12 protein-coding genes are annotated in these 12,135 nt (G+C 32.6%); 6 read left to right on the top strand and 6 right to left on the bottom strand.

Translation table 11 applies throughout. The annotated features are described in order from the left end of the window. Window positions 1-47 precede the first annotated feature (47 nt). From BTJ66_RS04055 to BTJ66_RS04070, 4 genes are read left to right on the top strand one after another with little or no spacing between them, the layout of a single operon-like run. The gene (locus BTJ66_RS04055; protein WP_099089694.1) at window positions 48-797 is read left to right on the top strand and encodes an amino acid ABC transporter ATP-binding protein; all 750 of its coding nucleotides are present in this window, start codon (window positions 48-50) and stop codon (window positions 795-797) included. Next, window positions 794-1,648, top strand: a complete 855-nt coding sequence (locus tag BTJ66_RS04060; protein WP_099089695.1) for a transporter substrate-binding domain-containing protein — start codon at window positions 794-796, stop codon at window positions 1,646-1,648. Before BTJ66_RS04055 ends, BTJ66_RS04060 begins: the two co-directional genes overlap by 4 nt. Continuing rightward, window positions 1,648-2,331: an amino acid ABC transporter permease gene (locus BTJ66_RS04065; protein WP_099089696.1), complete on the top strand. Its 684-nt coding sequence runs from the start codon at window positions 1,648-1,650 to the stop codon at window positions 2,329-2,331. The genes BTJ66_RS04060 and BTJ66_RS04065 overlap by 1 nt, the downstream gene beginning before the upstream one ends. Window positions 2,332-2,344: 13 nt before the next feature. Further along, a complete protein-coding gene (locus BTJ66_RS04070; RefSeq protein ID WP_099089697.1) occupies window positions 2,345-3,043 on the top strand; it encodes an amino acid ABC transporter permease in 699 nt (232 codons plus the stop codon). 250 nt (window positions 3,044-3,293) lie between these two features. Here the strand turns inward: BTJ66_RS04070 and BTJ66_RS04075 are convergent, their stop codons facing one another. The 4 genes from BTJ66_RS04075 to BTJ66_RS04090 form a co-directional block, all read right to left on the bottom strand. Continuing rightward, the gene (locus BTJ66_RS04075; protein WP_099089791.1) at window positions 3,294-4,373 is read right to left on the bottom strand and encodes a PTS sugar transporter subunit IIC; all 1,080 of its coding nucleotides are present in this window, start codon (window positions 4,371-4,373) and stop codon (window positions 3,294-3,296) included. A gap of 188 nt (window positions 4,374-4,561) precedes the next feature. Further along, window positions 4,562-4,909, bottom strand: coding sequence for a transcriptional regulator, SarA/Rot family (locus BTJ66_RS04080; RefSeq protein ID WP_099089698.1), 348 nt, complete (start codon window positions 4,907-4,909; stop codon window positions 4,562-4,564). Window positions 4,910-5,280: 371 nt separating this feature from the next. Further along, window positions 5,281-5,640 (bottom strand): DoxX family protein, encoded by a 360-nt coding sequence (locus tag BTJ66_RS04085; protein WP_099089699.1) that lies wholly within the window; start codon window positions 5,638-5,640, stop codon window positions 5,281-5,283. A 15-nt stretch (window positions 5,641-5,655) separates the two neighbouring features. After that, the gene (locus BTJ66_RS04090) at window positions 5,656-6,708 is read right to left on the bottom strand and encodes an LLM class flavin-dependent oxidoreductase (protein WP_099089700.1); all 1,053 of its coding nucleotides are present in this window, start codon (window positions 6,706-6,708) and stop codon (window positions 5,656-5,658) included. Between the two features lie 517 nt (window positions 6,709-7,225). Here BTJ66_RS04090 and BTJ66_RS04095 point away from each other — a divergent pair. Continuing rightward, a complete protein-coding gene (locus tag BTJ66_RS04095; RefSeq protein ID WP_099089701.1) occupies window positions 7,226-7,963 on the top strand; it encodes a CHAP domain-containing protein in 738 nt (245 codons plus the stop codon). 760 nt (window positions 7,964-8,723) lie between these two features. On the opposite strand, the gene nhaC is transcribed toward BTJ66_RS04095, so the two are convergent. Then, window positions 8,724-10,121, bottom strand: a complete 1,398-nt coding sequence (gene nhaC, locus BTJ66_RS04100; protein ID WP_099089702.1) for a Na+/H+ antiporter NhaC — start codon at window positions 10,119-10,121, stop codon at window positions 8,724-8,726. A gap of 28 nt (window positions 10,122-10,149) precedes the next feature. Then, on the bottom strand, window positions 10,150-11,220 hold the full coding sequence (locus BTJ66_RS04105; RefSeq protein ID WP_099089703.1) for an NAD/NADP-dependent octopine/nopaline dehydrogenase family protein: 1,071 nt from the start codon (window positions 11,218-11,220) through the stop codon (window positions 10,150-10,152). A 282-nt stretch (window positions 11,221-11,502) separates the two neighbouring features. Here BTJ66_RS04105 and BTJ66_RS04110 point away from each other — a divergent pair, with 282 nt between their 5' ends. Next, the gene (locus BTJ66_RS04110) at window positions 11,503-11,874 is read left to right on the top strand and encodes a DUF4870 domain-containing protein (RefSeq protein ID WP_099089704.1); all 372 of its coding nucleotides are present in this window, start codon (window positions 11,503-11,505) and stop codon (window positions 11,872-11,874) included. Window positions 11,875-12,135: the final 261 nt, after the last annotated feature.

Genomic DNA, 12,135 nt, shown 5'->3' on the forward strand with positions numbered 1-12,135 from the left:
GATTTATTGTGATAATTTATAATTAATGCTATATTGGGAGGATTTATATGATTAATGTTAATCATCTTACACATCAATACAATGAAAATGTGATACTGAACGATGTCAGCTTCAAACAAACAAAGGGTACTGTTACAGCAATCATTGGGCCTAGTGGCTCAGGTAAAACAACATTGTTACGAACGCTAAATGCACTTGCACTTCCAAAATCAGGAACCATTACAATTGGAAACACAGTCTTTGATGCTTCACACTACAATAAAAAAGATATTTATAAGTTACGACAAAAATCAGCAATGGTCTTCCAAAATTATAATCTTTTTAAAAATAAAACTATACTAGAAAATATTACAGTTGGTTTAAAATACGGCAAAAATTATACTACTAGCAAAGCTAACGACATCGCATTATCTTACTTAAATCGAATTGATTTATTAAATCAAAAAGATAAGTACCCAGTACAGTTGTCTGGAGGGCAAAGTCAACGTATTGGAATTATACGTGCGCTTGCGTTAAATCCTGATGTACTCCTACTTGATGAACCTACCTCTGCTTTAGATCCAGAATCCATACAAAGTGTACTCTCTCTGATCAAATCTATTGCACAAGAAGGTATGACGATGGTCTTGGTCACTCATGAAATCCAATTTGCTAAAGCGATTGCTGATCAAGTACTTTTTATTGATGAAGGACAAATTATTCATCGTGGTTCGCCACAAGAAGTATTAGAGCACAGTGAATCCCAAAGAATTCAACGTTTCCTAAATCACGTTAGTACAGGGCGTGGTGCTCAATGATACGATATAAAACATACATATTTATATTACTCGGTTCGCTATGCTTTTTATTGACATCTTGTAATACTCTGAATAAAGAGGATAGTTCATCACCAAAAAAACAAATAAAAGTCGCTTTATCTGCAGAGATTAATCCACCCTATTTGTATACCACAAAAGATAATAAATTTGTTGGACTCGATATGGAATATATGAAGTTACTTGAACAAAAACTACCACAATACAATTTCAAATATGAAGTTGGCGAAGAAGAATCGAATTTAGTAGGAATTGGTGCTGGCAAATTTGATATGGGGATTAATTGGTTTTTCAAAACAACTGAACGTGAAAAGCAATTTCTATACCAAGATGTACCATATAGTTACGCGCTACCTATGCTAGTCGTTAATCGTAACAACAACGATATACATACTTTAGAAGACCTTCCAGGAAAGAACATCACACCTATGGCCCCTAGTGGCGGTCTTTATGCCATATTAACGGAATACAATAAAAATAATAATGACAAAATTAATATCAATACAATACAAGAACCTTCCAATGGCGATAATTTAAAAATGGTAAGTCAGCAACGACGAGATGCGATGCTATTAAATTGGAATACTTACAAAGCGATTCAATCTCAAATTAAAGCAGACGTTAAAATTGGTGGTATTGTAAAAAAAGAACCTTTGCACATTGTTTACAATAAAAAACATCAACAATTGCATGATGATATTGATCAAGCAACACTTGAATTGAAAAAAGAGGGCAAACTGCAGTCTCTTTCCGAAAAATACTTTGATATTAATGTTTTTGAAGATTTGGATGATATTAATAGCAAGAAATCACAATTGGAGGTACAACCTTAATGCAGACAGCAAATTGGTTAGATTTATTTAATCAGGTATTGCAACAATTACCTTTAACTTTGTTAATGGTAATGATATCACTTGTCTTTGCTTTGATACTTGGCTTTACGTTAGCTACCATTCGCATTCAACAAATTAAGCTATTATCTTCAATCGTAAGCATTTATATTTCTTTTATTCGTAGTACGCCGTTACTGTTACAACTTTTCTTAGTTTATTTTGCTTTACCTCAGCTATTATTAATCGTGCATATTGATATCAATCATTTCAGTAGATTGTTTTTCGTGATTTTAGCTTTCACATTACATACTGGTGCTTATTTATCCGAAATTATTCGTGCTGGTTATCAATCGGTTGACTATCAGCAAATTGAGGCTGGATTATCCATTGGTTTAACATATCCTAGAATTTTAAAAGAGATTATTCTACCACAAGCACTACGTAATAGTATTCCAAATTTAACAACTCAAATCATCGAACTTGTAAAAGATACTTCATTAGCTTTTACCATAGGTATTATCGACATGATGGGACAAGTAAAACTCATCATTGGTAATAATTATGGTTTAGGCATGTTAGAAGTATATATCGTCATTTCCATCGTATATTGGATGATTGCTTTAGTGATCCAAGGCATATTTACATTCATAGATAAACGTGCTCAAAAACCATACCATATATAAGGAGGACTGGCATATGTCTTTTGTTCTGTACACGATGTTCGAAATTCTTAAAGGCGTACCTAATACAATAATGATTTCTCTTGTCGCTATCATTATTGGCCTATCCATCGGATTAATTTTCGCATTGATTCGATTAAAGCGCATACCAGTGCTATCTCAGTTTATTATTGTATATAATTCATTCTTTAGAAGCACACCACTTATCGTTCAATTATTCATTGTCTATTATGGTTTACCTACCTTCATTATATTTTTAAACGAAAATTTAGATTGGCACATGAATCCAGATATTTTTTCACCATTAATCATTGCCTTTATTGTATTTTCATTGCATGCTGTTGCCTATCTATCAGAGTCAATTAAAAGTGGTTTGCAATCGGTTGATTTTCATCAAATAGAAGCTGCTCAATCAGTCGGTTTAACTAAATATCACATTTACAAAGAAATTGTGTTACCCCAAGCATTTGCCTATGCCTTACCTAATATAGAAAACCAGTTCATTATGCTTATCAAAGGAACTTCGTTAGCTTTTGCAGTTCAGGTAACCGAAATTATGGCTGTAAGTCATGTAATAGCTAATGAAGGCTATCGTTTCATAACAGTTTACTCCATTGCTGCATTATTTTATTGGCTATTGGCTATGATCCTAGAGTATATATTTAATAAAATGGAAAGAAGCACGATACGCTATACCCAAACTAAGTCAATATAATATAGTTGCATACATGAAAGGTTATCTTTTCATATTTAACAGAACACATAATTGCAGCGTTCAAGTTGGAAGTAAGCTATTCAACATGAACGCTGTTAAATTTATAAAAGCATAGCTTTATTATAACTAACAAATATTCATATAACTGTATCGATTAAAAGAGACAAGCTGCAATATTATATAATGGACATGATTATAATATAAATAAGCGGTCATAAAAATAGAGACTCCGTTTTGAGTCTCTTTATCATCATGCTAAACTTTCTGCATATTGCTTTTTAAGTTTATAATATTGCTTAACTTTTTTAGGCATTGTACCATTTTGTAATTCATTTTTTGTAATAATAGGATAATTTTTAAATACAACTGATCCTAAATAGCCACAGACTGCACTACTAACTGCACATATTAAAGCTACAGTGATTACCGTTATTGCATTGTTAAAACCGAACATCACCATAAGTCCAGCAATTGGAGTTGCCGTTCCAGTTGCATCATTCACTAAACCAAACGATGCTATAATGACTCCTGATATCGCACCACCTACAAAATTAGTTACATATACTGGAACTGGATTTGCAGTTACGATATCCGCTTGTGATAAAGGTTCTATCGCAACCGAAATGGTTGTTTTGCGATCACCAAACTTCATTTGTTTGAATAATACAAAATTCATAAATGATGAGCCAAATACTGCTAATGCACCAATTGCCATAGGCGTTCCAGTTAATCCAAGCAAAGCTGTTAATGCCATTGAACTTAACGGTGCCGTTGCTACAACAGTTATAATGCCACCTAGTACAACACCCATTAACACCGGACTAGATGTCGTTGATTCCTTAATAATATTACCAATTTGTAATAATGATGCATCAACTACGGGCGTCATTCCAGTTGCAATCAGTCTTGTAATCGGTGCAATAACTATAATTGCAGCAATTAAATCCAAACCATCTGGTAATTTTTCTTCCATCCACTTCATACCAAAGCTCGCTATATAAGCTGCTACAAAACCTGGAAGTAAATCCATATTGCCACATGCAACTGCAATAACAAATGCATATACGGGAGATACGCCCATTGCCAGCGCCACTAAACCTGCTGCTGCGACACCGCCAAGGCCACCCGCTGCTTCACCAAGCTGACCTAAAAATGGAATGCTAAACAAATCACCGCCTACGTATTTATGAAATGCTTCAACTAAAAAAGATGCAATTGCAGCATTTGCCAGCGCCCCCATTGCTTTACTACCATTTGGTGCTTTACTTGTAAATAAAGTAAATAAGCATAACACAATACCTAAAAATATGACCCCTATAAGTAAATTCATAATAACACCTTTCCCGCCCACTTTGTATGCGCTTTCACTTAATAAATATAAGTATAACACAGTTAATTCTCTTCCAAAATAATATCTAAGTACAATATATAACTTTTATTATAAAATTACATTATTCAGAATATTCTTATTGTTATTACTTATGTACAATTCTTTTGATTAAGTGAGATTAATCGACATTATAGTGATTGGTGTAAAGTTTCAATCATTTCATTTATTTTAGTACGTTGCTGTTCATTTACATAAACTACCACCGTTCTTTCATCAATTTCACTTCTTTTTTTACTTAAATAACCCATCTTAATTAATTTTTGTAATGCTTTTGTTAAATAGTACGGTTGCAGTTCAGAATATTTTGCAATATCTTTTGCTGTAATTTCATTGTCTTTACAGTTATAAATGTAATTTAAGATAAATACTTCTTCATAATTCAATTTATAATCCCTTTTAGTTAATTTAAAAAACTTTTTCCCTTGCTGATACGTTTCAATAAGTTCGTTTAATGACTTGAATGCTTGTGACTTCATTTAACCACTCCTTATGTTTTTCATGATGTTAATATCTGTCCAAGTGATTCTTAGCAATATTAATATACTAATTTTATCCCATTTTCCACTGCTAGTTCAATATGACCAACTATGTGAAATATTAAAATTTCATACTACTTTTTTAATATTTACTTTTCATTTTCAAATTTTATTTAGCGATTCATTCTTATTATTACTAAAAAAAGAATGTGTCTATCCATTACAATTATCAAACCTTCTGACATACAAAATACATGGAACTTTAGCAAAAAATATTTTCTAATAAAAAAAGCTATCTGCTTTTAATTAAAAAAGCAAATAGCCTATATCCTTTACATGATAACAACTAATAATAGTCAAAATATAACTAATTATTTTTTCTTACAGTCAAATGTATCTAAAAAGCTTAATGCTGCTAAACCTGTTAAATCTAATGCATGTTTAGCGCCTGCTTTACCGTGACCAGCTTCAAAGTGTTTGTATGCTGCTACGCCTAGTACTGCAATCGTTAGCAATGAACCAAGACGTGATAATTTTTTGCTTGCAAAGCTTAATACAAAAAATACTGCACTTAATGTTTCGACTGCACCTGCTAATGGTACAGCATTTGCTGGTAAATTAAATACTTCAACAAATGTATCTTTCATAGATTGGTCACCTTTTATTTTAGGTTTTGCCGCACCATATAATTCCTTAGCTAATTTTAAATTTGTTAAATAACGTAATATCATTACAAAATCTCCTTTTTATTTGTTTTCAAAATATTTATCTACAATAGGTTTTACACGTTCAGCCAATAGTTTAATCGTACTGATTGTTCTTTCATGCGGTATTGAGCCCACTGGGGTATGCAACATAAAACGTGTAATACCTAGTGCTTCAATCGTTTCTATGATCTTAGTGGCAACTGTTTCTGGGCTACCAACGTATAATGCTCCATTTGGCCCAACTTCTCGTTCAAAGCTGTTCTCATTATACATTGGCCAACCACGCTCTTTTGCCAATATGTCGTGACTAGCTTTTACTGATGGGAAGAACTCACGTTTAGCTTGTTCATCTGTTTCAGCTATATAGCCCCATGAATGTGTTGCAACAGATAATGCTTTAGCATCATGCCCATAAGATTCTGCTATAGATTTATACATATCTACATTTCTTTTGAATCGTTTTGGATCCCCACCAATTATAGCATAAGTTATTGGTAAACCTAACGCTCCTGCTTTTAATGAAGATTCTGGTGTACCACCCGTAGCAATGGTAATTGGTAGTGGTCCATGCTCTGCTCTTGGATAGACGCCTAAATTCTCTATAGATGGTCTAATATGTCCTTCCCAATTAACAATTTCATTGCGATTGATACTTATTAATAAATCAATTTTTTCATTAAATAGTTGGTCATAGTCGTTTAAATTATAGCCAAATAATGGAAATGATTCTATAAACGAGCCTCTACCCACCATGATTTCTGCTCGTCCATTTGAAACTGCATCTAAAGTAGAAAAACGTTCATAAACACGAACTGGATCATCTGAAGACAATACAGTAACTGCACTACTCAATTTAATATGTTTTGTCTTTGTGGCGGCAGCGGCTAATACTGTAACAGGATCCGATACAGCATAATCTGGTCTATGATGTTCACCTAGTCCGTAAACATCAAGTCCATATTGATCTGCAATTTCAATTTCTTCTATTATATTACGAATTCTTTGTGCATTTGATATAGCAGATTGAGCACCTGTTTCTGTATGCAAATCTGTATTATCCGCAAAAGAAGTTAACCCTAATTCAATTTTCATTCATTCACCTCACTCACCAGTATATTTTTTATACTACTATATTAGTATCTTACCTATATAGTGTCAATACCCATGCTCATACATAATTCAAATGATTATTATAGACGTCTGAATTTTTCATTTAACTTAATATAATAGATAATTCATAAAATAGTCGTATAGTAATTTTTAGATGTTTTAAATATATATAAAGTCACATTTTTTCTTGTTTGAAATTTTCTGTTATTTTACAGCTTTGTAATATAATGAAGTACCATTTTACACTTTATCACAGTAAAACATGATATTATCAGTCATTAGCCCTAAATTCACTTTTGCTTTATTTGTTACATAATCACTTTAATTATTAGAACTAAATTACAAAATGATAACAACGCCCACAAACAGCACTTTTTTTGATAAAGTAATTCTTGTCGTTGAAACAGCGAATAAAAATTATAAAATTGTCGTTTAGAGACTGGGATAAAATTAATACTAATATTTAAATTATTTACTATTCTTAGGAGGATATTTAACAATGAAAAAAATCGCTACAGCTTCTATCGCTACTGCAGGAATCGCTACTTTTGCTTTTGCACAACATGATGCAGATGCAGCAGAAAACAATAATGGGGGATATAACCCAAATGACCCAAGTTCATATAGCTATTCATACACTATAGATCAACAAGGTCAATACCACTACACTTGGCAAGGTAATTGGAATCCAAGCAACAGTGATCAAGGTCACACTAATAACAATGGTCAAGGTCAAACTAGCAATACTAACTCAACTAATAATAATTCAACTCAATCATATACAGCTAATAACCAAGGTACTGGTGGTAAAGGTGCTGTTTCTAACTCTACTTCAAACAGTAATGTTAAAGTAAGTACTACTAGCGCACCATCAAATGGTTCAAGCTCAAATTCAATTTCAAATACTTCAGGTTCTTCAAACAACCTATACACAGCTGGACAATGTACATATTATGTATATGACAAAGTTGGCGGTAAAATCGGTTCTACATGGGGTAACGCAAATAACTGGGCAAGCGCTGCAGCTGCTTCAGGTTACACTGTAAACAACTCACCTGCTTCAGGTTCTATCTTACAATCAACAGCTGGTGGTTACGGTCACGTAGCATATGTTGAAAATGTAAATAGTGATGGTTCTATCAATGTTTCTGAAATGAACTATGGTCAAGGCGCTGGTGTGGTTACATCACGTACTATCTCTGCAAGCGAAGCTTCAGGTTACAACTACATCCACTAATACTTAGTGATATAAAAAAGACAATCCTTTTGGGGTTGTCTTTTTTGTTATGCTTAAATGAAGATAGAAAAGCAATGATTCCTATATATTTATTCTTTCATAAAATACCTGTATACTATTTAAAATATTTGTTTTATAACGTATTGACAGTAATTTATGATAGCTCCTGTGAGAAAAACACTTGTCGTGGTCGACAAGCTAACGCAGTTCCTACCAAAGCATCCATAAAAAAGCTGACAACAAAGTAAGAACCTTTATCAGCAGTCTTAAATTAACCATATGCTTGTCTCATTTTAATATATATTCAAACAACTATGGTCCTTAGTGTTCCATTCTAAATAAATGATTGCGCTAATAAATCGGTTCTATAATGTAATATCGCTACAATATACAGAACAAAACCGATTAAAAATAGATAATAGAAGGATATTAAACACTTTATCTACATTGAAATATTGATGAAGTGATTGGTACATAGCAATATCGCTACAATGATTACTACGTACATAATAGATTCATCTCATTCATAGTTATGTTTAGCCTAATTATATATTTTTAAACTTCTAATATGAAATTGATATAAATAAATTGTAAGGGCTTCACAAATGATATCCTCTTTGTTTATCTATCTGCTTAGTTAAGTGCTTATATTACACGCTTATAGATAACTATAATATAATAAAACATCAGCTCAATGACTGTTGTGAATCATTGAACTGATGTTGAATTAATGTGAAATGGTGCACCCACCGTTGTTACACTATTCATTTATTTCTGCTTTTTTAATACCTATACCAGTAAAGCCATAGAATAAAGCAAATAGTACACATAAATAACATGGTACTGTCCATATAAAGAATTGATCAACTGTTACGCCTAGTTGTTGTGTATAATAAATACCAGATGTTCCCCATGGAATTAATGGAATAATCATTGTACCTGAGTCTTCTAATGTTCTAGATAAATTGGATCTATCGAGTCCCATTTTATTGTACATATCCATCATCAGAACACCTACCATAATAATCACAACAGATGCTACACCTGCAGCAAGCACCATCATGAGACCACCTAATACCGTTGCTAGCACCAATTGTCCCACTGTATTTATGTTTTTAGATATTTTTTGCAAAATCACATCTAAACAGCCTGTCTTTTCAACAATACCAGCAAATGCATAACCACAAAATATCGTAACCACAATTTCAGTCATACTCATAATGCCGCCCTGTTCTATCAAACTGATAGCTTTATTTGTTAATGTACCACTATTGGTTATGACCATATCCTTATTAAAGCCATCAAATGTTGCTTTGAAACCGTCGACAATTTTAAATCCATTATTTACTGCGCCAACAATAATTGCACTTAATGCAGAAATCAACATTGCTGGCACTGTTGACATTTTCATTAGCAAACAAATGATAATAACAATTAAAGGTATCCATACAAAAATATTTATATTATATATTTGTGACAGTTCTTTTAACAATTCGTTAACCTGAGATGTATTCGTGTTACCACCAAACTGTCTTCCCGCAAAGTACCATACAATCAGTCCTACAATTGAAGCCGGTACCGTCGTCCAGACCATTGCTCTTATATGTGAAAATATATTCACTTTTGTTACTAATGCAGCTAAGTTTGTTGTATCTGAAAGTGGAGACATTTTATCTCCAAATACCGCACCAGCAATGATAGCACCAGCAGCCATACCTGGCGTGATATGTAATTGTGTTGCAATGGCCATTAAGGCTATGCCGGCCGTTGAGGCAGAACCCCAGGCTGTTCCCGTCGCAACAGATGTAACTGCACAAATGATAAATGCTGAAACCAAAAATATATTAGGATTTAAAAACTCTAGACCATAATAAATAAGTGCTGGAACAGTGCCAGAATACATCCATGTTCCTACAATAATACCGACAGCTAAAATAATAAAAATTGCTGGCATTGCTGTAGATAAACGTTTCGTTATCCCTTCTTCTAAATCTTGCCATTTCAATCCTACTCTTCTTGCTATTAATGCAGCATAAGCAGAAGATAATATTAAAAGCGCCTGTATCGGTATATCAAACACTACAAATCCAGTAATCACGATGATAACCATTACTATAATTGTTGAGATTGATTCTAAAAATGTTGGTTGTCTTTTCATACACAATCCCCCTCTGTTATATAACTAATTATTCAAATCCTAGTTTATCTTTGCCTAATTCATCGATTGTTAGACCTTCTTCAAAGAAATCTCGCTCTAATATTGTTGATGCGAGCACGATAATTGCATCAATATTTGGCGTTGCAACATCGATTTCACGTCCAAGACTTGACCATAATACTAATCCAAAAGCAATGTCTTCAGTTAAATAACGATTCTTCACATGGTTTGGTCCTTTAATCTGTGAAAATACGGGACTCGTGTTAAATAATCTGTTTAGCGGTTCATCTTCATCTTGTCTTTCTAAATAACCTCTTTCAATTCGCGCTTCTTTGGCAGTAGATAATTCAAAGCCAAGTTTACGTCCTAAAGTGAGTCTTTCTAATTCAACTGCATGTAATAATCTAACTGTATGCTTAGTAATTCCTTCTTCATATAAAGCAAAATTATCCGCATAATCAATACGTCCTACGTTCAGTAAAGTTGGTCCAGGGTGCACCTCTGGGTTACCATTTTCTAAATTAGTCTTCCATAAACTTTCTTCTTTAACGATATTTGGGTACAACGTTTCTATCTTATCAAAACAATCACTTAAGTACTCTTTATCATATGTTGAAAAATGAACTTTTCTCACATTTAATGACAAATCTACTCGTGCTTCTTCAAAATTAACTCGTGTGCCATATGTCAAAGTATTTACTTCTGCAAAATGTGGTAACACATCTATATGCATATCTTCAAGCACATTCATGAATCGAATAGACCCCATAGAAGCTGCAATATTGAAGAAAATGAGTTGCTCTTTCTTCACAAAAGGCGCCATTGTTTGTGCATAGTGTTCGATAAATGAAGATGGTATAACAATTTGTATAACTTCTGCATCCTGAAGCACATACTCCATATCATCACTAACATTAGTAAATTCAATAAAACTTTCTTCTCCTTCATTATTAAAAGTGAATCCACCTTGTGCTAGTGCTTTGTCAAACTTATTCATTGATTGGTTCCTACAATATAATTTGACCTCATGCCCCTTATTGATCATATCTAGTGCAGCAGTTACGGCACCATTACCTGACCCTACGATAGCTATTTTCATAATTTCCCTTCTTTCTTTTTATTTTTCGGACTATCAATTATAAACATTACTATCAACTATAGCCTATATAGAAATTTAATAAACACTGGTTTACAACTTAAATTTGAGGTAATAGTAAGTAATAGTTTAGAAATTGCATTATTATATTTTAACAAGGATAGACATAAGGATATAGTCAATTTTTACAATTAAATATAATAAATTAATTTACATTCTATTGCTCATCAAAGTTTGTTATAGTAAAACTATCCACAACTTCAAACTAAAGGAGGTATATCAGATATGGTTGAATTTGATAATAACCAACAAACTAATCTGTATGTAAATCAAGAATCTGATTCAGACGCAAGATTAATGGCAACATTAATCTATGTATTAAGTTTTTTCACTTCAATAATTGCACCATTGATTATCTGGTTGATTAAGCGTGAAGATTCACCATTTGTCGATAGAGCTGGGAAAAACTTTTTTAACTTCGTGCTTTCTTATGTTATTTGGTTAAGCATTGCAACGATAGCAATGCTTATATTAATAGGATTTATATTGTTCCCTATTATCGCAATATTACATTTCATTTTTACAATTGTGGCAGCGGTAAAAGCATATAATGGTGAAGATTATTTACCACCACTATCAATACGATTCTTCAAATAATCAAAACACAATTTTGTGATTTTTTACAATTGTTGTAACACTTATAATATTAAAAACTGTAAATTTTATTAAAAAACGTTATATTAAAGCCTCATATCCTATATTACGGCTTGATATGATCCTGTAACCTCACATCTCGTTTATTACAACGAGATGTGAGGTTTTTTTAATTGTTTTACAAAAGCGTAACAATCCACACAAAGCTTGATTCATCTGTTAGAGTATTACTTGTCGTTGAAAGCAAACCGTAAAAAGAATAAC

It is taken from the genome of Staphylococcus edaphicus, from assembly GCF_002614725.1.
Taxonomy (GTDB): Bacteria; Bacillota; Bacilli; order Staphylococcales; family Staphylococcaceae; genus Staphylococcus; species Staphylococcus edaphicus.